Genomic DNA, 22,567 nt, shown 5'->3' with positions numbered 1-22,567 from the left:
CCATCCTGATGGCCGGCCGCCACCAGGAAGCTGCCTGAACGAGCCGGCGCTACGACCGGCTACACGACAGACAACACAGCGATACAGGACGGAGCAAGGATCATGGCACGCAACAAGAGCATCCTCACCGAAGCCAAGCAGATCGAACGGGCAGTCACGCTGATCAACCTCGGCGCGCGGCTGCAGGTGCTGGAATCGGAAACCGACCTGAGCTATGAGCGGCTGCTGCGCCTGTACAAGGAAGTGTCGGGCAAGAGCCCCAGCAAGGGCCAGCTGCCGTTTTCCACCGACTGGTTCATGACCTGGCAACCCAACATCCATGCCAGCCTCTTCCTCAACATCCACGAATACCTGAACAAGGCCGCCGAGATGGACGAGATCGACGTCGTCATCAAGGCCTACCAGCTCTACCTCGAACAGACCCAAGCCCAGAACCTGGAACCGCTGCTGTCCGTGACCCGCGCCTGGCGCCTGGTGAAGTTCGTCGACAACGGCATGCTCACCATGACCAAGTGCAATTCCTGCGGCGGCCACTATGTCACTCACCCGCATGAAATCGCCCGCCACTACACCTGCGGCCTGTGCAACCCCCCGGCGCGTGCCGGCAAGGGCAAGGCCGCCGGCGCGCTGACGATGCAGGGCAGCTCAGCGCACTGAACGAAGGACTCAAGTTGCCCCGGCCCGGGCCGAAAACTGGGCAGTGGGCGATCTGATCGCTTGTTTGTCTCCTCCTGGCACAGTCTCTGTGCTTTCACGCGGACCCTCGGGTCCGCGTTTTTTATTGGCGCGGCAAAACACGCCTGTTGCTTGGAGTGGCCCGCGGCCCCCGGCGCCAAACTCAAGTGAACGGATCCCGCACCGATAAACCGCGGAACCAGGAACTCGTTCACATCATGTTCGTCATCATCGGCTGGCTCGTCGCGCTCGGTTGCATCTTCGGCGTGTTCATCGTCCACGGCGGCAACATCGGCGTGGTGATGAAGGCATTGCCGTTCGAGATGATCACCATCATGGGCGCCGCCATCGGCGCGATGATCGCCAACAACCAGCCCAAGGTGATGAAGGCGACGCTCAAGGGCTTTGGCGCCTGCTTCAAGGGCAGCAAGTACACCAAGGCCCGCTACATGGAGCTGATGGCGCTGCAGTACGAGATCCTGCAGAAGGCCCGCAAGGAAGGCCTGATGTCCATCGAGAAGGACGTCGAGGACCCGCACAGCTCGGCCATCTTTTCCAAGTACGCGGTGATCGGCAACGACCACCACGTGATGGAGTTCATCACCGACTACCTGCGCATGATGGTGTCGGGCAACCTGAACGCGCACGAGATCGAGTCGCTGATGGACAGCGAGATCGACACCCACCACCACGAGGCCCATGCGGCCGTGGGCGCCATCCAGCGCCTGGCCGGCGGGCTGCCGGCCTTCGGCATCGTGGCTGCGGTGCTGGGCGTGGTGAACACCATGGGCTCGGTGGGCCAGCCGCCGGCGGTGCTGGGCGGCATGATCGGCTCGGCCCTGGTGGGCACCTTCCTCGGCATCCTGCTGGCCTACGGCATCTTCGAGCCGCTGGCCGGGCTGCTGGAGCAGAAGGTGGACGAAGGCAGCAAGGAGCTGCAGTGCATCAAGACCACGCTGCTGGCCTCGATGCAGGGCTATGCGCCGCAGGTGGCGGTGGAGTTCGGCCGCAAGGTCTTGTACTCGACGGAGCGCCCCACCTTTGCGGAGCTGGAAGGCCACGTCAAGGGCAAGAAGTGATGTCGACCCCCAAGACGCCGAGTACAGCGTCGGCCCCCCGGGACCGGCACGGGCCCCCTCGTGGCCATTGGGGCGCGGTCGCCTTGGGGCGGGCCGGCGGCGAACTGACCCCTGCATGCGGAGCCGACCATGGCCGGTGACAGCAAGAAGCTGCAGCCGATCATCGTCAAGAAGATCAAGAAGGGCGGCCATGGTCACCATGGCGGCGCCTGGAAGATCGCCTATGCCGACTTCGTGACGGCGATGATGGCCTTCTTCCTGCTCATGTGGCTGCTGGGCAGCACCACCGAAGGCGACAAGAAGGGCATCGCCGACTACTTCCAGTCGCCGCTGCGCGTGGCGCTGCAGGCGGGCGGTTCCGGCTCGGGCGATTCGTCGCACGTGCTCAAGGGCGGCGGCCAGGACCTGACGCGCACCACCGGCCAGGTCAAGCGCGGGGACATCGCCGCGCCCAAGGCCACGGTGAACCTGCAGGCGCTGAAGGAAGAGCAGCTGCGCGCCGAGCGTGCGCGGCTGGAAGAACTCAAGCAGAAGGTCGAGCAGAAGATCGGCGCCAATGCCAAGCTGGCGCCGCTGGCCAGCCAGATCCGCCTGGACATGACCCGCGACGGCCTGCGCATCCAGATCGTCGACGAGCAGAACCGACCCATGTTCGACAGCGGCAGCGCCGAGGTGAAGCCCTACATGCGCGAGCTGCTGCGCGAGATCGGCGCGGTGCTGGGCGAGGTGCCCAACCGGCTCACGCTGGAAGGCCATACCGACGCCCATCCGTTCTCCGGCGGCGAACGCGGCTACAGCAACTGGGAGCTGTCGGCCGACCGCGCCAATGCCTCGCGCCGCGAACTCATCCTGGGCGGCCTGCCCGACCACCGCATCCTGCGGGTGCAGGGCCTGGCCTCCAGCACGCTGTTCGTCAATGACGAACCGCTCAACGCACAGAACCGCCGCATCAGCATCATCGTGATGAACCGTGATGCCGAGGACCGCGTTTTCCGTACCGCGCCCGAGGTGGCGGAAGCCACCGGCGTGCCGTCGATCCGGCCCGCCTCAAGTCCCCTCGTCAACCTCCGATAAAGCCTCATTCCCCGAGAGGAAGCCCTCCCATGAGCAGCACCACCGAACTGAAATTTCTCATCGTCGACGACTTCTCGACCATGCGCCGCATCGTGCGGGGCCTGCTCAAGGAAATGGGTTGCAACAACGCCGATGAAGCCGAGGACGGCGCCATCGCGCTGCAGATGCTGAAGGCGCAGAAGTTCGACTTCGTCGTCTCCGACATCAACATGCCCAACATGAACGGCTTCGACCTGCTGAAGGCCATCAAGTCGGACGACTCGCTGAAGCACCTGCCGGTGCTGATGGTGACGGCCGAGGCCCGCAAGGAGGACATCGTGCTGGCCGCCCAGTCGGGCGCCGCCGGCTACATCGTCAAGCCTTTCACCAAGGCGACGCTGGAAGAAAAGGTCCAGAAGATCATGCAGAAACTTGCCGCGACCGCCTGAAGCAGGCACCCAGGAGCACCCGATGAAAATGGATGACATCGCCGCCTTGGCGCCGCAGATGGCCGCGCAAGCTTCGCCGGAAATCTTCCAGCAGCTGGGCACCATCACCCGCCAGCTGCACGACACGCTGCAGCAACTGGGCGTGATGCCCAAGCTGAAGGACGCGGCCGACGGCCTGCCCGACGCCCGCAGCCGCCTGAGCTACATCGCCAAGAAGACGGCCGATGCGGCCGACAAGGTGCTGAACTCGGTGGACAGCGCCAAGCTGGAACACCACTCCATCACCGAGCAGACGCGTGCCATCGCCGCGGCCATCGTTGCCGACCCGGTGCGTGCCGTGGCTTCGGGCTCGGTGATGAACTTCGTGGGCGAGGTGGAGCAGGCCACCGCCCGCATCGACATGCACCTGACCGACATCATGCTGGCGCAGGACTTCCATGACCTCACCGGCCAGGTGGTGGCCAAGGTGGTCTCGCTGGCCACCGACCTGGAAGACAGCCTGGTCAAGCTGCTGGTGCAGGCCGCGCCGCCCGAGCAGGCGCACAAGGTGGAAACCACGCTGCTCAACGGTCCGGTGGTCAACCCCGAGGGCCGCACCGACGTGGTCCAGGACCAGAGCGAAGTCGACGATCTCCTGGCCAGCCTGGGGTTCTGACACATGTGGGCGCAGCCGCTGCGCCCTGCCGGCCTCAAGCCCGGCCCGGAAATGCCGTAAGACACCCAGGAGCCATTCTTCCGGGGTGATCATGAACGCCATTTCGCCCAGTGCCCACGCAAGCCCTGCACTGCTGACCTCCGCAGCCGCCGAGCGGCGCGCCGCGCCCGCTGCACTGGCGGCCGGCGAAACACCCGCGACGGCCGTGGCCGCCGCGGGCGCCGTCGCTGCAGCGCCCACCGCCGCGGCACAGGCCGTGGCCGGTGCACCGCAGGCCCAGGCGGCCGCCCTGGCGGCGCATCAGCAGCAGGCTTCGCTGCCGCGGCCGCCTTCGGACATCGAGCTTCCCTTCAGCATCGGCTTCGGTGCCGGCTCCAAGCATGGCGCGGCCTGCACCTGTGCGGCCTGCCGCGCCGCCGCGCCGGCCTACGGCAGCAGCGCCGTCGCCACCGACGAACGCAGCCGCGCCGCCGCGGCCGCCACCCGCTATGCCGGCCCGGGCACCGCAGCGCCCGGGGCCAGCGTCGACCTGTCGGCCTGAACCGCGGCGGCCGGCGCTGTAGGAAACAGGCCGACACAAGCCGCCGAACAAGCGTGACAACGCGCATGGCGCCGCGGTGGCTGGCGGCGCCGGCCAGGCCCCTCCTACAGTGGTGGGCCAAGAACGCCGGCGGCGTGCGCCGCACCTCATGAACAGCAGCCAGATCCTTGCGGAGATCCGCGAAGCCAACGTCGCCTACCTGATGCTGGCGCAGACCCTGCTGCGCACCGACCGCGCCGCCGCGCTGGCGCAACTGGGCATCGGCGAGGAAGCCGCCCAGGTGATCGAGCGCATGACCCCTTCGCAGATGGCGCGCACCGCCTCGGGCAACACGCTGGTGTGCAGCTTCCGGCTGGACGACGAGCTGGTGTGGGACCTGGTGACCCATCACCTGCCCGGCCACGGCGCCGGTCCCGCTGCCGGCGGCGAAGACTGAGCCGCACCGCCAGGCTGCGCCAAGCACTTCGGCTGCACCGCGAATGCCGGCCTTTTCCGGCCATGCCGGACGCCTGCGCCCGGCACCATGCGGGGCCTTGAACCGCAGCTGCCATGGCCGACGCCCAGGACAAGACCCTACCCGCCAGTGAACGCAAGCGCCGCAAGGCCCGTGAACAGGGCCAGGTGGCGCGTTCACCCGACTTCGGGCATTTCCTGGCCATCGCCATCGGCGGCTGGCTGCTGGTGAAGTGGGCGCCCGACATCGGCCAGTGGATGCAGCAGATCCTGATGCAGGGCCTGCGCTTCGACCATGCGCTATTGCAGAACCCCAGGCTGATGGGCGAGCGCGCGGCCACGCTCGCGGCCCAGATGCTGATGGTGGTGGTGCCGGTGGGCGTGGTGATGGCGCTGGTGGGCGTGGCCAGCGCCTGCCTGTCGGGCGGCTGGAACTTCAGCACCCAGGCGCTGGCGCCCAAGTTCGAGAAGTTCAATCCGCTGACCGGCATCGCCAAGCTCTTCGGCAAGGACCAGCTCATCGGCGCGCTCAAGAGCACGCTGCTGGCCGCGGTGCTGGGCACCGTGGGCACGCTGTACCTGCAGTCGCGCATCGAGGAGTTCTCGGCCACGCTGACGATGCCGCTGCCCGCGGCCATCCAGCATGCGATGAGCGCCTCGCTCACCGGCCTGATCCAGGTGGTGATCACGCTGGCGCTGTTCGCCGCCATCGACGTGCCCTACCAGCGCTGGAAGCTCTCCGAAAGCCTGAAGATGAGCCACCAGGACGTGAAGGACGAGTACAAGGAAGTCGAGGGCAACCAGGAAATCAAGCAGAAGATGAAGGTGAAGATGCGCGAGATGGCCCGCAAGCGCATGCTGGCCGCCGTGCCCAACGCCGACCTGGTGGTGATGAACCCCACCCACTATGCGGTGGCCCTGCAGTACGACGAGAAGAAGATGGGCGCGCCCCGCGTGGTGGCCCTGGGCGCCGACCTGCTGGCCCTGCGCATCCGCGACATCGCCCGCGAGGCCAAGGTCCCGGTGCTGCAGGCGCCGCCGCTGGCGCGGGCGCTGTACCAGCACGGCGAGCTGGACAAGGAGATTCCCGGCGCACTGTTCTCCGCGGTGGCCCAGGTGCTGGCCTACGTGTACCAGCTGCGCGCGGCCATGGCCGGCGAGGCGCCGCAGCCCGGCGAGCTGCCCGAGCTGCCGGTGCCGCCGGAGCTGGACCCGCACAACCCGGCCGCGCAGGCCCGCCAGCCCCGCGGCAAGCGCTAGCCGCGGCCGGCGCCGGGGGGTGAAGTAAGAGGCGGGTTTCCTCCCCTTATTCCGGCTCAAGTTCGGCGGGGCGCCGGAACAATCCCGGCTCATGAACCCGAGCCTTGCCCGCCTGCAGAACCTCTTCGGTGACAACGCCGCCATGGTGCGGGCGCTGGTGGGTCCGCTGTTCGTGGTGATCGTGCTGTCGATGATGGTGCTGCCGCTGCCGGGCTTCGTGCTCGACGTGGCCTTCACCTTCAACATCGCGATGGCGCTGATGGTGATGATGGTGGCGGCCAACATGGTGCGGCCGCTGGACTTCTCGGCCTTCCCGTCGGTGCTGCTGGTCACCACGCTGCTGCGGCTGTCGCTGAACGTGGCCTCCACCCGCGTGGTGCTGATGGAGGGCCACACCGGCCCGGGCGCTGCGGGCAAGGTGATCGAATCCTTCGGCCACTTCCTGATCGGCGGCAACTTCGCGGTCGGCCTGATCGTCTTCGCCATCCTGGTGGTCATCAACTTCATCGTGGTGACCAAGGGCGCCGAGCGCATCGCCGAGGTGGGCGCCCGGTTCGCGCTGGACGCCATGCCCGGCAAGCAGATGGCCATCGACGCCGACCTCAACGCCGGCCTGATCAACGAGGACGAGGCCAAGAAGCGCCGCGCCGAGGTCAGCGAGGAAGCCGACTTCTTCGGCTCCATGGACGGTGCCAGCAAGTACGTGCGCGGCGACGCCATCGCCGGCCTGCTGATCCTGTTCATCAACCTGGTGGGCGGCTTCATCATCGGCGTGGTGCAGCACGGGCTGACGGCCAGCGAGGCCGCCAACAGCTACGTGCTGCTGGCCGTGGGCGATGCGCTGGTGGCGCAGATCCCGGCGCTGCTGGTGTCGGTGGCCGCGGCCATGGTGGTCTCGCGCGTGGGCAAGGGCACCGACATCGGCAGCCAGGTGCGCAAGCAGGTGTTCGGCTCGCCCACCTCGCTGGGTTTGACGGCTGGCGTCATCGGCCTGATTGGCGTCATTCCCGGCATGCCCAACCTGGTGTTCCTGCTGATCGCGGCCGGCACCGGCGCGCTGGCCTGGAAGGCCCACCAGGCCGAGCTGAAGGCCAAGGCCGCCCCGGCGCCCGCGCCGGGCGCGCCGGGTGCCGCCGGCGGCCCCGGCGCCGAGGCCGCGCCCACCAACGTGGAAGCCAGCTGGGACGACCTGGTGCCGGTGGACACGCTGAGCCTGGAGGTGGGCTACCGCCTCATCGCCCTGGTGGACAAGGAGCGCAAGGGCGACCTGCTGGGCCGCATCAAGGGCGTGCGCAAGAAGTTCGCGCAGGACGTGGGCTTCCTGCCGCCGCCGGTGCACATCCGCGACAACCTGGAGCTCAAGCCCAGCATGTACCGCGTGTCGCTGCGCGGCGCCGTGGTGGGCGAGGCCGAGGCGTTCCCGGGGATGCTGCTGGCCATCAACCCGGGCGGCGCCACGCAGCAGCTCATCGGCACCAAGACCACCGATCCCGCCTTCGGCCTGCCCGCGACCTGGATCGACGAGCGCCAGCGGGAGGTGGCCCAAATGGCCGGATTTACGGTTGTTGATTGCTCGACCGTCGTGGCCACCCATCTTTCACACTTGATGCAGGTCCATGCCGCCAAGTTGCTGGGCCGGGTCGAAGTTCAAAACCTGGTCGAACACGTCACCAAGCTCGCTCCCAAGCTGATCGAGGACGTGATCCCCAAGATGGTCGGAATCGCTACGGTGCAAAAGGTCCTGCAACTGCTGCTCGAAGAAGGCGTCCACATCCGCGACATGCGCTCCATCGTCGAATGCATGGCCGAGCATGCCGCCGTCGTCACCGACCCCACCGAGCTGGCCCGCCGCATCCGCGTGCACCTGGCCCCGGCCATCGTGCAGCAGATCTACGGCGGCACCCGCGAGCTGGACGTGATCGCGCTCGACCCCGAACTGGAGCGCCTGGTCACCCAGGCCCTCACCTCGCCGCACGGCGCCGCGCTGGACCCCGGCGTGGCCGAAAGCATCACCCGCGGCGCGGCCGACACCTCGCGCCAGCAGGAAGAGCTGGGCGTGCCGGCCTGCCTGCTGGTGCCCGACCTGATCCGCGCCCCGATGGCGCGGCTGCTGCGCCGCGCGGCGCCGCGGCTGAAGGTGCTGGCCCACAGCGAGATTCCTGACACCCACACGATCCGGATCGGTTCGATCATTGGAGGCACGGCATGAACGTCAAGCGCTTCACCGGGCGCACCTCGCGCGACGCACTGAACCTGGTCCGCCAGGCCTTCGGCGACGACGCGGTCGTGCTGTCCACCCGGCCCTGCGCCGAAGGCGTGGAGGTGCTGGCGATGGCGCCGGACGGCATGCAGCAGATCGAGCGTGCCGCCAGCCAGGCCGGCACCGTGCGCGCCGAGCCGGCCCCGGCACCGGCCGCCCCGGCCCGCCACCGCGACCTGCGCGACGGCATGCGCGCCGAACCTTCGCGGCTGGAGCAGCGCATCGAGGCCCGCCGGGAGGCCCGCGCCGACAGCCGGCTGGACGCACGCATCGACTCCCGCATCGACTCCCGCTTCGACCCGCGCATGGACGAGCGCGTCGAGCCCCGCATCGAAGCCGCCGAGCCGGCCGAGGACGTGGAGCGCGACGTCGGCCGCCTGGGCATGAGCACCCTCACCTTCCAGGACTATGTGCGCGAGCGCATGCTCAAGCGCCGCAAGGCCGAGCTGTCGCCCGAGGCACCGGCCGCCGCCGCACGCCCGGCACCGCGCCAGCGTGAAGCCGAGCGTGAGCGCGAGCCCGCGCCGCGCACCGTGCGCCATGAGCTGCCCGCTCTGGAGCCGCTGCGCGCCGAGCCGCCGCGCCGCCGCCCGCCGGTGCTGCGCGACGAGATCCGCCAGGCCCAGGCCCCGCTGGACGACGAGCTGCAGGCCGCCGCCCGCGACAGCCAGTTCGAGATGATGAGCGAGCTGCGCTCGATGAAGGGCCTGATCGAGGAACGCTTCGGCGCCCTGGCCTTCATGGAACGCATGCAGCGCAACCCGCGCCAGGCCAACCTGACGCAGAAGCTGCTGGACTGCGGCTTCTCGCCCGCGCTGATCCGCAAGCTGGCCGACGGCCTGCCCGCCGATGCACTGGACGAGACCAGCTGGGCCGCCAGCGTGCTGGAGCGCAACCTGCTGGCCGCCGACCATGAGCCGGCGCTGGAGGATGCCGGCGGCGTGTACGCCATGATCGGCTCCACCGGCGTGGGCAAGACCACCACCACCGCGAAGATCGCCGCTGCCTTCGCCACCAAGCACGGCGCCGGCCACCTGGGCCTCATCACCCTGGATGCCTACCGCGTGGGCGCGCACGAGCAGCTGCGCACCTATGGCCGCATCCTCGGCGTGCCGGTGCACACCGCCCACGACCGCGCTTCGCTGGAAGACCTGCTGGACCTGCTGAGCGGCAAGAAGATGGTGGTGATCGACACCGCCGGCATGGCCCAGCGTGACAGCCGCACCCGCGAGCTGCTGGACATGGTGGGCCACCGCGCCATCCAGAAGCTGCTGGTGGTCAACGCCAGCGCGCAGGGCGAGACCATCGAGGACGTGATGCTGAGCTACCAGGCCAAGGCCTGCCGCGGCGTGGTGCTGTCCAAGATCGACGAGGCCGTGAAGCTGGGCCCGGCGCTGGATGCGCTGATCCGCCACAAGCTGCGCGTGGTGGGCGTGGCCAACGGCCAGCGCGTGCCGGAGGACTGGCACCGGCTGTCGGCCCAGTCGCTGGTGCAGCGGGCCTTCAAGGCCGTGCCGGCCGCTTCCTGGCGCATGGACGCCAACGACGTGAACCTGATCTTCGCGGGCTCGCAAGCCGCCCGCGGCCACTCCGCCCACGCCTGAGGACCCGAGACGACATGCGTGACTTCTACGCCAGCCGCAGCGCACCGCTCGACCAGGCCGACGGCTTGCGCCGCCTGTTCAGCCCCACGCGCACCCGCTACATCGCGGTGGCCAGCAACCCGCACGTGGCCTTCGCCACCGTGCTGATCGAACGACTGACCTCGGCCATCGCCGCCACCGGCCGCAAGCTGCTGCTGGTGGATGCCGCCGACACCGCACCCGAGCCGCATGAGCTGACGCAGCTGGACCTGGCCGCCGGCATCGAGGAGCTGTCGCCGCAGATCAGCTACCTGGCCGCGCGCGGCCTGCCGCTGCGCCATGTGGACACCCGCGGCTCCTGCGCCGGGCTGCTGCGCCAGCTGACCGACGCCGCCCCGCAGGCCGACGTGGTGCTGGTGCATGCCGGCGCCAGCGAACTGAGCCGGCTGTTCAGCCACCGCGCGGTGCGCCCGGTGCTGCTGGCCGCCGACCATGCGCCCAGCGTCACCCATGCCTATGCGGCGATGAAGGTCCTGTCGGCCCGCAGCGGCCTGATGGCCTTCGACCTCATGCTGGCCGTGGGCCCGCAGCGCACGCGCCGCGAGCATGTGGCGCGCCAGATCGCCCACTGCGCCGACAGCTTCCTGGGCGCGGCGGTGCACGACTGGGTGGCGGTGGACCCGGCGTGCAACGTGGCCGAGGCGCCCGACGCCGCGCTGGTGCGCATGGTGCGCAAGCTGCTGGCCGACGACACCGCCGCACTGGAAGCCGCACCGCCTGCCGCCTGGCAACCGCACGTCCCAGCCTCGGCTTCGCTGATGGCCAACTGAATTCCTGGAGCCAAGAGCATGTACAACGCCAAAGGCCGTACCGACAACAACGCGATGCTGAAGCAGTACAGCCCGTTGGTGCGCCGGCTCGCCCATCAGATGATCGCCAAGCTGCCCGCCAACGTGGAGATCGACGACCTGATCCAGGTCGGCATGATCGGCCTGAACGATGCGCTGGGCCGCTTCGATGCCGCGCAGGGCGTGCAGTTCGAGACCTTCGCCACCCAGCGCATCCGCGGCGCCATGCTCGACGAGCTGCGCGGCAGCGACTGGATGAGCCGCGGCAACCGCCGCCAGCAGCGCAACATCGAGGCCGCCGTGCACAAGCTGGAGCAGAAGCTCGGCCGCGCACCGCATGAGTCCGAGATCGCGGTGGAGATGGGCATCACGCTGGTGGAATACCAGGAGCTGCTGGGCAAGGTGCGCGGCACGCAGCTGGTGTACCTGGAAGACCTCAGCGGCGACGAAGGCGACGACGACTACCTTGAGCGCCACGTCGGCACCGAGGAAGCCAACCCGATGGCGGTGCTGCAGGACATGCGCATGCGCACCGCGCTGGTCGATGCCATCAAGCTGCTGCCCGAGCGCGAGCAGTACGTGATGAGCATGTACTACGAGCACGACATGAATCTCAAGGAGATCGCGGCCGTGCTCAAGGTGACCGAAAGCCGCGTGTGCCAGCTGCACAGCCAGAGCATCGCCCGGCTGCGCGTCAAGCTGCGCGAGTGGTGATCGCAGCTTCCCTCCAGTCCTTGTAGTCGCAGTACCCGCAGTACCCGAGGTGTCGCCATGCTGAAGTCGTTGTGGAAGATGGCCCCCTCGTTGGCCGAGGGCGTGCCCGCGGCCGCTGCCGTCGCCGCCGCCGTGCCGCCGCAGGAAGCCACGCCGGTGGTGGGCCGGCTGGCCCAGCATGCCTCCCGCCTGGGCCGCGAGGCCGCCGAGGTGCGCGGCGTGATCGACGACACCCACAAGACGGCCACTGCCCAGGCCGAGGCCGCGCGCGAGCTGGCCCGCCAGGTGCAGGACGTGGCCCGGGTGCAGCAGGTGATCGGCAGCCACACCGAGCATTCGGTGGTCGCCGTGGCCCGCGCCCGCGAGGCGGTGCATGCGGTGGGCAGCGAGGTGACCGGCATCGTCGAGACGCTGCGCAAGGTGGCCGAGGCCGCCTCCGACATCACCCAGATTGCACTGCAGACGCGGCTGGTGGCCTTCAATGCCAGCGTGGAAGCCAAGCGAGCCGGCGAGGCCGGCCGCGGCTTCGGCGTGGTGGCCGATGCGGTGAAGGACCTGGCCGCCCGGGTGGAGGCCTCGTCCAAGGACATCATGGGCACCATGGCCCACCTGGACGAACGCATCGGCAGCCTGGCGCGCGAGATCCAGGCGCCCTCCTCCACCCCTGCCGGCAGCGCCGCGAAGGCCGCCGACCAGAGCGGCGTGCATGCCGCGCTGGATGCGGTGGCCGAGCAGGTGACCCGCATTGCCGCCGCCGCCGAGCAGAGCCGAGGCGCCTGTGGGCAGCTCGACCAGCAGATGGCCGTGATCGAGACGGACATGCGCCAGACCAGCCGTGCGCTGGACACCGCGATCCAGCGCAGCGAAAGCCTGCTGAAGGTGAGCGAGCAGCTCATCGAGATGGCCGCCGACAGCGGCGTGGTGACCGAGGACACGCCCTACATCCAGGCCGTGCAGCAGGCCGCGGCCGAGGTGGGCCAGCTGCTGGAAGGCGCGCTGCAACAGGGCAGCATCACGTTGGCCGACCTGTTCGACGAGCGCTATGCGCCGATCGCCGGCACCCAGCCCGCCCAGCACACCACCCGCTTCTGCCCGCTGGCCGACCGGCTGCTGCCGCCGGTGCAGGAACGCATGCTCAAGCTCACCGACAAGGTGGTGTACTGCATCGCCGCCGATCGCAACGGCTACGTGGCCACGCACAACAGGCAGTACAACCAGCCGCAGCGCGGCGACCTGGCCTGGGACACGGCCAACAGCCGCTATCGCCGCATCTTCAACGACCGCACCGGCCTGGCCAGCGCGCAGAACCAGCGCCCCTTCCTGCTGCAGACCTACCGCCGCGACATGGGCGGTGGCAAGTTCGTGGTGATGAAGGAAGCCGCCGCGCCCATCACCGTGCGCGGCCGCCACTGGGGCGGGCTGCGGCTGGCCTTCAGGTTCTAGCCAGCGCGCGGAAGCGCTGCAGCCGCTGCGCCAGCAGCCGGGCGGCCTGCGCATCGGGCGCACGCAGCGCCTGCGCCACCGGTGCCGTGCACACCGCGGGCAGGTTGCCGCCCGCCGCCATCCACCCCAGCCGCGCCGCGCCCAGCGCGCCGCCGGCCGCCGAATCGGCATGGGTGGCGATCTCCACGCCCAGCACGTCGGCCAGCATCTGCGCCCACAAGGCGCTGCGGGCGCCACCGCCCACCAGCGACAGCCGCTGCACCGTGGTGCCTGCGGCCTGCAGCGCCGCATGGCCGTCGGCCAGGCCGAAGGCCACGCCCTCCATCACCGCATAGGCGATGGCGGCTGCATCGGTGTCGTGGCCCAGGCCGTGCAGGCTGGCGCGCAGCGTGGCGCTGTTGTGCGGCGTGCGCTCGCCGCCCAGATAGGGCAGGAACAGCGGCGCAGCCGCGCGCTGCGCCGGCGTGGTGGCCGCGGCCATGGCCTCCACCTCGGCATCGCTGCCGCGGCCGAGCAGCTGGCGCGCCCAGCGCAGGCAGCTGGCGGCCGACAGCATCACGCTCATCTGGTGCCACTGGCCGGGCAGGGCATGGCAGTAGGCATGCACCGCGCTGCGCGGATTGGGCCGGTAGCGGTCGGTGGCCACGAAGATCACGCCGCTGGTGCCCAGCGACAGGAAGCCCATGCCCGGCCGCACGATGCCCATGCCGATGGCGCTGGCCGCGTTGTCGCCCGCGCCGCCGGCCACCACGATGCCGGCGCGCAGGCCCAGCGTGGTGGCGGTGCTGGCCAGCAGCGTGCCACCGGGCTCGCTGCCTTCGACCAGCCTCGGCATGTGGGTGCGGGCCAGGCCGGTGAGCGCGAGCAGCTCGTCGCTCCAGTCGCGGCGGGCAACGTCCAGCCAGGTGGTGCCGCTGGCGTCCGATGCATCGGTCACGTGCTCGCCGGTCAGGCGCAGGCGGATGAAGTCCTTGGGCAACAGCACCTTGGCCACGCGCTCGAAGGTGCGCGGCTCGTGCGTGGCCAGCCAGCGCAGCTTGGGCGCGGTGAAGCCGGGCATCGCCAGGCAACCCGACAGCATCGGCAGCGCAGGCAGCTCGTCCATCATCGCCACGCACTCGGCCTCGGCGCGGGTGTCGTTCCAGAGGATGGCGGGGCGCAGCACGTGGTCGGCGGCGTCCAGCAGCACCGCGCCATGCATCTGGCCCGACAGGCCAATGGCCTGCACCTGCTGCCAGGCATGCGCATGGGCCGCGCGCAGCTCGGCACACACCGCCAGCGTGGCGGCCCACCAGTCGTCGGGCCGCTGCTCGCTCCAGCCGGGCTGCGGCCGGCTCAGCGACAGCGGCACGCCGGCACTGCCGAGCACGCGGTGGTGGGCGTCCAGCAGCAGTGCCTTGACCTCCGAGGTTCCGTAATCCAGCCCGAGAAACATGGCTGCGATGCTAGGCCGCGCAACCGGCGATGATCGGTACCCTGCTGTCCACAAACCAATCGCATGAACTCGATACAAACCCGAATCGCCGCCACCCTCGCCTGCCTGCTGGCCACCGCGCCGCTGGCGGTGCAGGCGCAGGCCACGCCCGACCTGGCCGCCACCGCCGCCAAGGAAAAGGGCGCCACGGTGCTGCCCAGCGGCCTGGTGTTCCAGTCGATCAAGGAAGGCAGCGGCCCGAAGCCCGCCGCCACCGACACCGTGCGCGTGCACTACCGCGGCGTGCTGGCCGACGGCAAGGAGTTCGACAGCTCCATCGCCCGCGGGCAGCCGGCCGAGTTCCCGCTCAACCGCGTCATTCCCTGCTGGACCGAAGGCGTGCAGCGCATCCAGGTGGGCGGCAAGGCCAAGCTCACCTGCCCGCCGGGCATCGCCTATGGCGCGCGCGGCGCCGGCGGCGTGATCCCCCCCAATGCCACGCTGCAGTTCGAGGTGGAGCTGCTCGGCATCGCCGGCAAGTGACGCAGGGGTCCGCACGATGAGCGCCGACGACGCCGCGGGCGACGCGCCCTGGCACGACCCCACCCGGCTGCTGCATGGCGATGCCGGGCTGTCCACCGACGTGGGCGTGGTACCGCCCATCCACTACAGCGCCACCTTCCGGGCGCGCGATGCCACCGAGTTCGCCGAGATGGCCGGCACGCCGCGCCACGCGGCGTACTACACCCGCTACGGCAACCCGACGCACGAGCGGGTGGCCGGCATCGTGGCGGGGCTGGAGGGCACCGAGACGGCGCTGGTCACCGCCTCCGGCATGGGCGCCATCAGCACCACGGTGCTGGCGCTGGTGAAGGCGGGCGACCATGTCATCGCCCAGGGCCGGCACTACCTGAGCACGGCCAAGCTGTTCGAGGAGGTGCTGCCGCGCTTCGGCGTGCAGGTGACCATCGTGGAGCAGACCGACCTGGCGGCGCTGGAGGCCGCGCTGCGGCCCGAGACGCGGCTCATCATGCTGGAGACCCCGGCCAACCCCACGCTGGTGCTCACCGACCTGGCGGCGGTGGCGGCGCTGGCGCGGCCGCGCGGCATCCTCACCGTGGCGGACAACACCTTCGCCTCGCCCATCAACCAGAAGCCGCATGCGCTGGGCATCGACGTGGTGGTGCACAGCGCCACCAAGGCCCTGGGCGGCCACCACGACCTGACGGCCGGCGTGATCTGCTGCAGCCAGGCGCTGGCCGAGCGCATCTGGCCGATGCACATCACGCTGGGCTCGGTGCTGTCGCCGATGGATGCCTGGCTGCTGCTGCGCGGGCTGCGCACGCTGGCCGTGCGCATGGAGCGCATCAATGCCAATGCGCTGGCGCTGGCGCAGTGGCTGGAAGCCCAGCCGCAGGTGGAGCGGGTGTGGTACCCGGGGCTGCCCAGCCATCCGCAGCATGAATTGGCGCAGCGGCAGATGCCGCAGGGCGGCGGGCCGGTGGTGGCGATGGCGTTGCGCGGCGACTATGCGGCCACCAGCCGCTTCGTCGCCTCACTGGAACTGGCCACCCATGCAGTGAGCCTGGGCGGCGTGGAAACGCTGATCGTGCATGCCGCGGCGATGTGGCGCGGCCTGATGGGCGAGGCGCAGACGGCCGGAACCGGCATCGGGCCCAACTTCGTGCGCCTGGCCGTCGGCCTGGAGCACATCGACGACCTCAAGCGCGACTTCGGCCGCGCCTTGCAGCAACTGTGACCGGATGTGGCGCGGTCAGCCGAGCACGGCCCGCGCTACCAGCGATACCGCGACCACCGCCCCTGCGATGGCGACGATCACCCAGTTCGGCGCGCGGCCGTGCGGGGCGGGAGGGAGTTGGCGACGGGGGTCATTCATGATCGGGTTCCACGAACAGCAGGCACAACGGTGGCCGGTCCTGGCAGAAGCGAGCTTCGTGCCATGCGGATGAACGACAGCGTAGGCGTCCCGGATGTCAGGCCAAACCCGTAATAACAGGCTCAAACGCCGCTGGAGGCAGCCCGCTTGCGCGCCCGATACCATGCGCGCCATGGCTGCGCCCGCTCCCCATCAACGTCCGTCCTGGCAGCGAGTGCTGTGGCTGGCCGCGGGCGGCCTGAGCCTGGGCTCGGGCCTGGTGGGGCTGCTGCTGCCGCTGATGCCCACGGTGCCCTTCGTGCTGCTGGCGGCGTTCTGCTTTTCCAAGGGCAGCGAGCGCTGCGACCGCTGGATCTGCGAGCACCGCCACTTCGGCCCGATGGTGCGCGACTGGCGCGCCCACCGCGCCGTGCCGCTGCGTGCCAAGTGGGTGGCCACGGTCATGATGTCCATCAGCAGCGTGGGCGCCCTGTTCCTGCTGCCCATGCCCTGGGCGGCCGCGCCGGGCCTGTGCTGCGCGGCGGTGGCCGCCTGGATGTGGTCGCTGCCCAATGCGGCGCCGCGCGGCGCACGTGCCGCCACGGCGTCGGCGCCGCCGCCCGCGCCTCCATCGGCCTGAAGAGCCGGCCGCCCCGCGCGGCGGCGTTGGCCATGCACTCAGGCGCGCGAGCCGTCGTGTGCGGGCTGGCCGGCCGGGGCCGCCTCGGCGGCCTGGTCGTCGAACGGCAGCTCCGGCTCCAGCGCGGCCCGTTCGGCCGCCAGCTGGGCCCGGCTGCGACGTGCCGACGGCGCCGCGGCCGGCGTCGCGCCGGCCTTGGCCGCTGCGCCGGCCAGCGACACCGCATCGCCCGCCCCGGGGCGGGACAGGCTGCCCACCCGCACGCCCAGCAGGCGCAGGCGGCGGCTGAGGTCCACGCGCTTCAGGCACTGGCCGGCGGCCTGGCGGATGAGCTGCGCATCGGCGGTGGGCGCGGGCAGCGTGAGGTCGCGCGTCACCGTCTTGAAGTCCTCGAAGCGCAGCTTGATGCCGATGGTGCGGCCCACCCAGCGCTTGCGCTGCAGGTCGTCGGCCACCCGGTGGGCCAGGTCGGTGAAGATGGCCGACAGCGTGGCCCGGTCGCGCACCGCATGCAGGTCGCGCTCGAAGGTGGTCTCGCGGCTCATCGACACCGGTTCGCTGTAGGTCACCACCGGCCGCTCGTCGATGCCGTGCGAGGCACGGTACAGCCAGGCGCCGTAGCTGCGGCCGAAGTGCTCCACCAGCCAGGCCACGTCGCATTCGGCCAGCTGGCCGATGGTCTCGATGCCCAGCGCCTTCAGCTTGGCATTGGCCTTGGGGCCGATGCCGTTGATGCTGCGCACCTTCAGCGGCCAGATGCGCGCCGGGATGTCGTCGGCGGTGAGCACCGTCAGGCCGTCGGGCTTGTCCAACTCGGAGGCGATCTTGGACAGCAGCTTGTTCGGCGTCACGCCGATCGAGCAGGTGAGGCCGGTCGTGCGCTTGACGTTGTTGCGGATCTCCTGCGCCACCGCGCGCACGCCGCCCCAGGCGTCGTGGCCCACGGCTTCCTGCGCGCCGGGCACTTCGGTCAGGTCGATGTAGATCTCGTCGATGCCGCGGTCCTCGATCACCGGCGCCACCTCGGCCACGGCCTGCTTGAACAGCCGCGAGTAGTGGCGGTAGGCCTCGAAGTCGGTCGGCAGCAGGATGGCGTCCGGTGCGCGCTGTGCGGCCTTCATCAGGCCCATGCCCGAATGCACGCCGTAGTCGCGCGCGGCATAGGTGGCGGTGGTGACCACGCCGCGCCCGGCGTAATGCCGCAGCGTGGCGAACTGCCGGGTGCCGTCGGCCTGCAGCTCCGGCTGGTGCCGCCGTCCGCCGCCGATCACCACCGGCAGGCCCTTCAGCTCCGGATAGCGCAGCAGCTCGACGGACGCGTAGAACGCATCCATGTCGAGGTGGGCGATCCAGCGGCGTACGGCGGTCATCGGGGCCGATTGTCGGCGCAGCGGTTGAATGGCTTGGCGACGTGCGGTGGGCAGGTTAGCCTGCCGCCGCCCTCACCATCGGCGCGCCTCATGCCTGCCTTGCCCTCCGTCCTCCGACTTGTCAGCTGGAATCTCGCGCACCAGTGCCGGCCAGACCCCATCTCGCCCGCCTTTGCTAGAGCGCTTTCGCTCTTGGAGCCGGATGTCCTCGCGCTGAACGAGTTCGTCGATGGGCCGGGACGGCAGGCGCTCCGGCAAGACCTGCATGCGCTCGGGTTGGTACATGTTGCTGTTTCCGAGCGGCTCAACGGACACAACCAGGTGCTCGTCGCCAGCCGCTTGCCCTTCGTGCTTGGCGAACTAAGCGGACCGGAATCGCCCGACCGTGGCGGCGAGTCGAACTTTCTCCATGTGAGCTTCACGGTGCTGGACTTGGACTTCGTCGGACTGCGGGCGCCAGCGTATGAGAGCCGACCACTGGCGGCGTACTGGCTGCTTCTACGGGAGACTGTGCGCGCAAACATTGACAAACCCATCGTCTTCATGGGCGACCTGAACACCGATCCGCAGCAATCAAGACGCGCATCGGCAAAGCACTTGCAATCCATGATTGCCGACGGCTGGACGGTCCCTGTGCCTGAAGGCCCGTGGAGCTTCGTCTCCCGTTCCGGCCAGACCACGCGCATTGACCACGCGATCGTCTCGCCGCTTCTACAGGTGGTTGCAGCGCGCTACGTCTGCCAGAGCGGCGACCTCTTGCTGGCGGGGCCGAGTAGGAAGTCCGCCATATCCGATCACGCGCCGCTTGTACTGGACATACGCGTGCCGCCTGGCAAGCCGACAACCGCCTAAGGCGGCGGCGTGGTGTCGCCCAGCATCCGCCGCCCCAGCCACTGCAGCCCCTCGCGCAGCGGAATGCGGGCCATCTCGTGCACCGGCGTCTGCGCCGCCCAGGCAGCGCCGTCGCGCCGGGCCACCGCGAAATCGAAGGTATAGAACGGCTCCTGCCCCATGCGCAGGTCGGTGATCCAGGCCTGGCCGTCCTGCTCGCGCATGCGGTAGAAACCGTGGCTGAACCAGGCCATGCGCTCCACGTTCCAGTCGCCGCGCAGGGCCTCGCGCAGGGCCATGCCCCGTTCATGGCGCTGGAAGCGGATGACCGGCTGCGGCTGGTGCAGGCGGTCGGCCAGGGCATGGAAGCCCTCGTGGTACGCGTCGTCGGGCGTGATGGCCACCACCCGCCACACCAGCGTGGTGAGCGGCGCCGGCGTCACCAGCACCCTTTCCGGCTTCAGGCCGGCCTGCGCCAGCGAGGCCTCGGCAATGCCACGCACGTGCGCCTGCGCCAGCACGCTCCAGCCCAGGTACAAGGTGCTGATCACCAGCCCCGCGGTGTTCCAGCGCAGGCCGGCATGGCCGCTGCGGGCCAGCGCCACGCCGGTGCAGATGAGCAGCGGCAGGGTGTACAGCGGGTCGATGATGAAGACGCTGCCCACGCCAAAAGGATGGTCGGTGAAGGGCAGGCCGAGCTGGGTGCCGTACACGGTCATCGTGTCCAGCAGGGGATGGGTGATGAGCGCCAGCCACATCGCCAGCCACCAGGCCCGCCACTGTCCGCGCTCCTTGAACACCCAGGCCACCGCCCAGGCCAGCAGCGGCGAGGCCAGCGTCTGCCAGAACAGCGCATGGCTCTCGGCGCGGTGGAAGGTCATGTTGCGCACCGGATCGCCGTGGTTGATGAACGAATCCAGGTCCGGCAGCGTGCCGGCCACCGCACCCGCCAGCGCCGCCTTCCACACCGCCGTGCGGCGGCCCATGCAGGCCACCGAGACGGCGGCACCCAGTGCGATCTGTGAGAGTGAATCCATGCGCGAGGCGGCGGGCGGTTGACGAAGGCGGGCGAGCATAGCCGCCGCACGCCGGACCGCGCGTGACACCGCCGGGGACGGGGATTTCCCGGGCATGTTGCAATGCAGCATGTCTTCGGCCTCCCTCCCCTCCGACCTGCCCGCCACCGCCGCCGTGCCGATGGACGCCCGCCGCACCGCGCTGGCGCTGTTCGCGCTGGCCATCGGCGGCTTCGCCATCGGCACCACCGAGTTCGCCTCGATGAGCCTGCTGCCCTTCTTCGCCCCCGCGCTGGGCATCGACGAGCCGACCGCCGGCCATGTGATCAGCGCCTATGCGCTGGGCGTGGTGGTGGGCGCGCCGGTGATCGCGGTGCTGGCGGCCAAGGTGGCGCGGCGCACGCTGCTGATCGGGCTGATGCTGCTGTTCGGCCTGGCCAACGGCCTGAGCGCGCTGGCCCCCACCTACGGCTGGATGCTCGTGTTCCGCTTCCTCAGCGGGCTGCCGCACGGCGCCTACTTCGGCGTGGGCGCGCTGGTGGCCGCCTCGCTGGTGCCGCCGGGCCGGCGCACGCAGGCCATCAGCCGGATGATGCTGGGGCTGACGGTGGCCACCATCGTCGGCGTGCCGATGGCCAACGGCCTGGGCCAGTGGCTGGGCTGGCGCTGGGGCTTCGGCGTGGTGGCGCTGCTGGCGCTGGCCTGCGCGGTGATGGTGGCGATCTATGCGCCGCGCGACCGGGTGCAGCCCGGTGCCGGCGCGCTGCAGGAATTGGGCGCGCTGGGCCGACGGCAGGTGTGGCTCACGCTCGGCATCGGCGCCATCGGCTTCGGTGGCATGTTTGCCGTCTACACCTACCTGGCCTCCACGCTGATCGAGGTGACCGGCGTGGCGCCCACCGCACTGCCGCTGGTGCTGGGCGTGTTCGGCCTGGGCATGACGGCCGGCACCATCGGCTGCGCCTGGGCCGCCGACCGCGCGCTGATGCCCACCGCTGGAGCCATGCTGGTGTGGAGCGCCATTGCGCTGGCGCTGTATCCGCTGGCCGCCGGCAGCCTGTGGACGCTGCTGCCGGTGGTGTTCCTGATCGGCTGCGGCGGCGGGCTGGCGATGCCGCTGCAGACGCGGCTGATGGACGTGGCCGGCAAGGCGCAGACGCTGGCCGCCGCGCTCAACCACTCGGCCTTCAACACCGCCAATGCGCTGGGCCCGTGGCTGGGCGGCATGGCGATCAGCGCCGGCTTCGGCTGGACCTCGACCGGCTACGTGGGCAGCGGCCTGGCGCTGGCCGGCCTGTTGATCTGGGCCGTGGCGGTGGCCGACAGCCGGGGTCGCGCCAGTCGCCTCGGCACCGCTGCGGCGCGCTGATGTCGATCAGCGCCGCAGCAGTGCGCTGATGTCGATCAGCGCCGCAGCAGCGCGCTGATGTCCGCCGGCCCGGTGCGGCAGCAGCCGCCGACGAGCCGCGCCCCGGCCGCCTCCCAGGCCCGGGCCTGCTCCGCGAACGCGGGCGGATGCACACCGGGCGCATGCGGCAGCCAGCGCTTGGCCACCGCGTCCCAGGCCTCGCCGGCATTCGGATAGACGACGATCGGCTTGGCGGTGCGTGCCCGGGCGGCGGCCACCAGCGGCGCGATGTGCTGCGGCGCGGTGCAGTTGACGCCGATGGCGGCGATGCCCGGGAAGCCGTCGAGCGCGGCCACGCAGTCGCCGAAGGGCTCGCCCTGGCTGGTGTGCGCGCCATCGCGGCAGCTGAAGCTGATCCAGCCGCTGCGGGTGCTGCCGGCCGGCAGTTCGTCCATCAGCCGCGCCAGCGCACGCGCTTCGGCCAGGCAGGGAATCGTCTCGCAGGCCAGCAGGTCGGCACCCGCGGTGGCCAGCACCTGCAGCCGCGGGCGGTGGAAGGCCATCAGCGCGCCCTCGTCCAGGCCGTAGTCGCCGCGGTACTCGGAGCCGTCGGCGCGCATCGCGCCATAGGGCCCAACGGAGGCCGCCACCAGCGGGCGGCGGCGGCCTGCGGCGGCCGGCTCCTGCATGAACTGCTCGCGGGCCTCGGCCGCCAGCGTGACGGCGCGGCGCATCAGGTCGGCAGCCGCCTGGTGCGACAGGCCGCGGCGCGCGAAGCCCTCGAAGCTGGCTTGGTAGCTGGCGGTGGTGGCCACGTCGGCACCGGCGCGGAAATAGTCCAGGTGCACCTGGCGGATCAGCCCGGGCTGCTCCAGCAGCACCCGCGCCGACCACAGCGGATCGTTCAGGTCGGCGCCGCGGCGCTCCAGCTCGGTGGCCAGCGCGCCGTCCAGCACCAGCCGCGGCGCGGCGGCGAGCCAGTCGGCGATGGGATCGGGCCGCGCCGGGCTTGGCGCGCCGGCACGCGCGGCGGCGTCGGCTGCGGTCATCGGCGGTGGG

22 protein-coding genes are annotated in these 22,567 nt (G+C 70.4%); 18 read left to right on the top strand and 4 right to left on the bottom strand.

Annotated features, from left to right (window positions below; genetic code table 11):
* Nucleotides 1–102: 102 nt before the first annotated feature.
* From flhC to VO99_RS21990, 13 genes are all read left to right on the top strand, one after another.
* Nucleotides 103–657, top strand: coding sequence for a flagellar transcriptional regulator FlhC (gene flhC / locus VO99_RS22050; protein ID WP_046115085.1), 555 nt, complete (start codon nucleotides 103–105; stop codon nucleotides 655–657).
* A gap of 236 nt (nucleotides 658–893) precedes the next feature.
* Nucleotides 894–1,754 (top strand): flagellar motor stator protein MotA, encoded by an 861-nt coding sequence (motA, locus tag VO99_RS22045; RefSeq protein WP_046115084.1) that lies wholly within the window; start codon nucleotides 894–896, stop codon nucleotides 1,752–1,754.
* A gap of 129 nt (nucleotides 1,755–1,883) precedes the next feature.
* Entirely contained in the window at nucleotides 1,884–2,828 is a 945-nt protein-coding gene (motB, locus tag VO99_RS22040) for a flagellar motor protein MotB (RefSeq protein WP_046115083.1), read from the top strand.
* 29 nt (nucleotides 2,829–2,857) lie between these two features.
* Nucleotides 2,858–3,256 carry a chemotaxis response regulator CheY gene (gene cheY, locus VO99_RS22035; protein ID WP_046115082.1) on the top strand — a complete coding sequence of 133 codons (399 nt, stop codon included), beginning with the start codon at nucleotides 2,858–2,860 and terminating at the stop codon, nucleotides 3,254–3,256.
* Between the two features lie 22 nt (nucleotides 3,257–3,278).
* Entirely contained in the window at nucleotides 3,279–3,911 is a 633-nt protein-coding gene (locus tag VO99_RS22030; RefSeq protein WP_046115081.1) for a protein phosphatase CheZ, read from the top strand.
* Between the two features lie 91 nt (nucleotides 3,912–4,002).
* Nucleotides 4,003–4,452, top strand: coding sequence for a hypothetical protein (locus tag VO99_RS22025; protein ID WP_157039698.1), 450 nt, complete (start codon nucleotides 4,003–4,005; stop codon nucleotides 4,450–4,452).
* Between the two features lie 148 nt (nucleotides 4,453–4,600).
* Nucleotides 4,601–4,888: a flagellar transcriptional regulator FlhD gene (locus VO99_RS22020; protein WP_046115104.1), complete on the top strand. Its 288-nt coding sequence runs from the start codon at nucleotides 4,601–4,603 to the stop codon at nucleotides 4,886–4,888.
* A 113-nt stretch (nucleotides 4,889–5,001) separates the two neighbouring features.
* Nucleotides 5,002–6,165, top strand: coding sequence for a flagellar biosynthesis protein FlhB (flhB, locus tag VO99_RS22015; RefSeq protein ID WP_046115079.1), 1,164 nt, complete (start codon nucleotides 5,002–5,004; stop codon nucleotides 6,163–6,165).
* Nucleotides 6,166–6,256: 91 nt separating this feature from the next.
* Complete coding sequence (gene flhA, locus VO99_RS22010; RefSeq protein ID WP_046115078.1) at nucleotides 6,257–8,374, top strand: flagellar biosynthesis protein FlhA; 2,118 nt, start codon at nucleotides 6,257–6,259, stop codon at nucleotides 8,372–8,374.
* Nucleotides 8,371–10,029 carry a flagellar biosynthesis GTPase FlhF gene (flhF, locus tag VO99_RS22005; protein ID WP_046115077.1) on the top strand — a complete coding sequence of 553 codons (1,659 nt, stop codon included), beginning with the start codon at nucleotides 8,371–8,373 and terminating at the stop codon, nucleotides 10,027–10,029. Before flhA ends, flhF begins: the two co-directional genes overlap by 4 nt.
* A gap of 14 nt (nucleotides 10,030–10,043) precedes the next feature.
* Nucleotides 10,044–10,838, top strand: a complete 795-nt coding sequence (locus VO99_RS22000; protein WP_046115076.1) for a P-loop NTPase family protein — start codon at nucleotides 10,044–10,046, stop codon at nucleotides 10,836–10,838.
* 18 nt (nucleotides 10,839–10,856) lie between these two features.
* Entirely contained in the window at nucleotides 10,857–11,570 is a 714-nt protein-coding gene (locus VO99_RS21995; protein WP_046115075.1) for an RNA polymerase sigma factor FliA, read from the top strand.
* Between the two features lie 57 nt (nucleotides 11,571–11,627).
* Nucleotides 11,628–13,013 carry a methyl-accepting chemotaxis protein gene (locus VO99_RS21990; RefSeq protein ID WP_052736546.1) on the top strand — a complete coding sequence of 462 codons (1,386 nt, stop codon included), beginning with the start codon at nucleotides 11,628–11,630 and terminating at the stop codon, nucleotides 13,011–13,013.
* On the opposite strand, the gene xylB is transcribed toward VO99_RS21990, so the two are convergent.
* Nucleotides 13,003–14,448, bottom strand: coding sequence for a xylulokinase (gene xylB / locus VO99_RS21985; RefSeq protein ID WP_046115074.1), 1,446 nt, complete (start codon nucleotides 14,446–14,448; stop codon nucleotides 13,003–13,005). The genes VO99_RS21990 and xylB overlap by 11 nt on opposite strands.
* A 63-nt stretch (nucleotides 14,449–14,511) precedes the next feature.
* Here xylB and VO99_RS21980 point away from each other — a divergent pair, with 63 nt between their 5' ends.
* From VO99_RS21980 to VO99_RS21970, 3 genes are all read left to right on the top strand, one after another.
* Nucleotides 14,512–14,970: an FKBP-type peptidyl-prolyl cis-trans isomerase gene (locus VO99_RS21980; protein WP_046115073.1), complete on the top strand. Its 459-nt coding sequence runs from the start codon at nucleotides 14,512–14,514 to the stop codon at nucleotides 14,968–14,970.
* A 16-nt stretch (nucleotides 14,971–14,986) separates the two neighbouring features.
* Nucleotides 14,987–16,186 (top strand): trans-sulfuration enzyme family protein, encoded by a 1,200-nt coding sequence (locus VO99_RS21975; RefSeq protein WP_046115072.1) that lies wholly within the window; start codon nucleotides 14,987–14,989, stop codon nucleotides 16,184–16,186.
* 310 nt (nucleotides 16,187–16,496) lie between these two features.
* Nucleotides 16,497–16,943, top strand: a complete 447-nt coding sequence (locus VO99_RS21970) for a YbaN family protein (protein WP_046115102.1) — start codon at nucleotides 16,497–16,499, stop codon at nucleotides 16,941–16,943.
* A 38-nt stretch (nucleotides 16,944–16,981) separates the two neighbouring features.
* Here VO99_RS21970 and dinB read toward each other — a convergent pair whose 3' ends face one another.
* Nucleotides 16,982–18,313: a DNA polymerase IV gene (dinB, locus tag VO99_RS21965; RefSeq protein ID WP_046115071.1), complete on the bottom strand. Its 1,332-nt coding sequence runs from the start codon at nucleotides 18,311–18,313 to the stop codon at nucleotides 16,982–16,984.
* Nucleotides 18,314–18,403: 90 nt separating this feature from the next.
* Between dinB and VO99_RS21960 the strand changes: the two genes are divergently transcribed.
* A complete protein-coding gene (locus VO99_RS21960; protein ID WP_046115070.1) occupies nucleotides 18,404–19,165 on the top strand; it encodes an endonuclease/exonuclease/phosphatase family protein in 762 nt (253 codons plus the stop codon).
* Here the strand turns inward: VO99_RS21960 and VO99_RS21955 are convergent.
* Nucleotides 19,162–20,181: a metal-dependent hydrolase gene (locus VO99_RS21955; RefSeq protein WP_046115069.1), complete on the bottom strand. Its 1,020-nt coding sequence runs from the start codon at nucleotides 20,179–20,181 to the stop codon at nucleotides 19,162–19,164. The genes VO99_RS21960 and VO99_RS21955 overlap by 4 nt on opposite strands.
* A gap of 109 nt (nucleotides 20,182–20,290) precedes the next feature.
* Between VO99_RS21955 and VO99_RS21950 the strand changes: the two genes are divergently transcribed.
* Entirely contained in the window at nucleotides 20,291–21,529 is a 1,239-nt protein-coding gene (locus VO99_RS21950) for an MFS transporter (RefSeq protein WP_083440829.1), read from the top strand.
* 35 nt (nucleotides 21,530–21,564) lie between these two features.
* Here VO99_RS21950 and mmuM read toward each other — a convergent pair whose 3' ends face one another.
* Entirely contained in the window at nucleotides 21,565–22,557 is a 993-nt protein-coding gene (mmuM, locus tag VO99_RS21945) for a homocysteine S-methyltransferase (protein WP_046115068.1), read from the bottom strand.
* Nucleotides 22,558–22,567 lie beyond the last annotated feature (10 nt).

It is taken from the genome of Aquincola tertiaricarbonis, assembly GCF_000969605.1.
Taxonomy (GTDB): Bacteria; Pseudomonadota; Gammaproteobacteria; order Burkholderiales; family Burkholderiaceae_C; genus Aquincola; species Aquincola tertiaricarbonis.
The sequence above is the reverse complement of the archived record's forward strand: the minus strand, read 5'-3'. Positions and strand labels throughout refer to the sequence as shown.

Excerpts from the sequence above, each read along its gene's own strand:
- flhF (WP_046115077.1), top strand. The coding sequence starts at position 8,371 with ATGAACGTCAAGCGCTTCACCGGGCGCACCTCGCGCGACGCACTGAAC.
- VO99_RS21990 (WP_052736546.1), top strand. The coding sequence starts at position 11,628 with ATGCTGAAGTCGTTGTGGAAGATGGCCCCCTCGTTGGCCGAGGGCGTG.
- flhB (WP_046115079.1), top strand. The coding sequence starts at position 5,002 with ATGGCCGACGCCCAGGACAAGACCCTACCCGCCAGTGAACGCAAGCGC.
- motA (WP_046115084.1), top strand. The coding sequence starts at position 894 with ATGTTCGTCATCATCGGCTGGCTCGTCGCGCTCGGTTGCATCTTCGGC.
- dinB (WP_046115071.1), bottom strand. The coding sequence starts at position 18,313 with ATGACCGCCGTACGCCGCTGGATCGCCCACCTCGACATGGATGCGTTC.
- VO99_RS22030 (WP_046115081.1), top strand. The coding sequence starts at position 3,279 with ATGAAAATGGATGACATCGCCGCCTTGGCGCCGCAGATGGCCGCGCAA.
- motB (WP_046115083.1), top strand. The coding sequence starts at position 1,884 with ATGGCCGGTGACAGCAAGAAGCTGCAGCCGATCATCGTCAAGAAGATC.
- VO99_RS22000 (WP_046115076.1), top strand. The coding sequence starts at position 10,044 with ATGCGTGACTTCTACGCCAGCCGCAGCGCACCGCTCGACCAGGCCGAC.
- VO99_RS21950 (WP_083440829.1), top strand. The coding sequence starts at position 20,291 with ATGTCTTCGGCCTCCCTCCCCTCCGACCTGCCCGCCACCGCCGCCGTG.
- VO99_RS22025 (WP_157039698.1), top strand. The coding sequence starts at position 4,003 with ATGAACGCCATTTCGCCCAGTGCCCACGCAAGCCCTGCACTGCTGACC.
- xylB (WP_046115074.1), bottom strand. The coding sequence starts at position 14,448 with ATGTTTCTCGGGCTGGATTACGGAACCTCGGAGGTCAAGGCACTGCTG.
- flhA (WP_046115078.1), top strand. The coding sequence starts at position 6,257 with ATGAACCCGAGCCTTGCCCGCCTGCAGAACCTCTTCGGTGACAACGCC.
- VO99_RS22020 (WP_046115104.1), top strand. The coding sequence starts at position 4,601 with ATGAACAGCAGCCAGATCCTTGCGGAGATCCGCGAAGCCAACGTCGCC.
- VO99_RS21980 (WP_046115073.1), top strand. The coding sequence starts at position 14,512 with ATGAACTCGATACAAACCCGAATCGCCGCCACCCTCGCCTGCCTGCTG.
- VO99_RS21995 (WP_046115075.1), top strand. The coding sequence starts at position 10,857 with ATGTACAACGCCAAAGGCCGTACCGACAACAACGCGATGCTGAAGCAG.
- VO99_RS21960 (WP_046115070.1), top strand. The coding sequence starts at position 18,404 with ATGCCTGCCTTGCCCTCCGTCCTCCGACTTGTCAGCTGGAATCTCGCG.
- VO99_RS21955 (WP_046115069.1), bottom strand. The coding sequence starts at position 20,181 with ATGGATTCACTCTCACAGATCGCACTGGGTGCCGCCGTCTCGGTGGCC.
- flhC (WP_046115085.1), top strand. The coding sequence starts at position 103 with ATGGCACGCAACAAGAGCATCCTCACCGAAGCCAAGCAGATCGAACGG.
- mmuM (WP_046115068.1), bottom strand. The coding sequence starts at position 22,557 with ATGACCGCAGCCGACGCCGCCGCGCGTGCCGGCGCGCCAAGCCCGGCG.
- VO99_RS21970 (WP_046115102.1), top strand. The coding sequence starts at position 16,497 with ATGGCTGCGCCCGCTCCCCATCAACGTCCGTCCTGGCAGCGAGTGCTG.
- VO99_RS21975 (WP_046115072.1), top strand. The coding sequence starts at position 14,987 with ATGAGCGCCGACGACGCCGCGGGCGACGCGCCCTGGCACGACCCCACC.
- cheY (WP_046115082.1), top strand. The coding sequence starts at position 2,858 with ATGAGCAGCACCACCGAACTGAAATTTCTCATCGTCGACGACTTCTCG.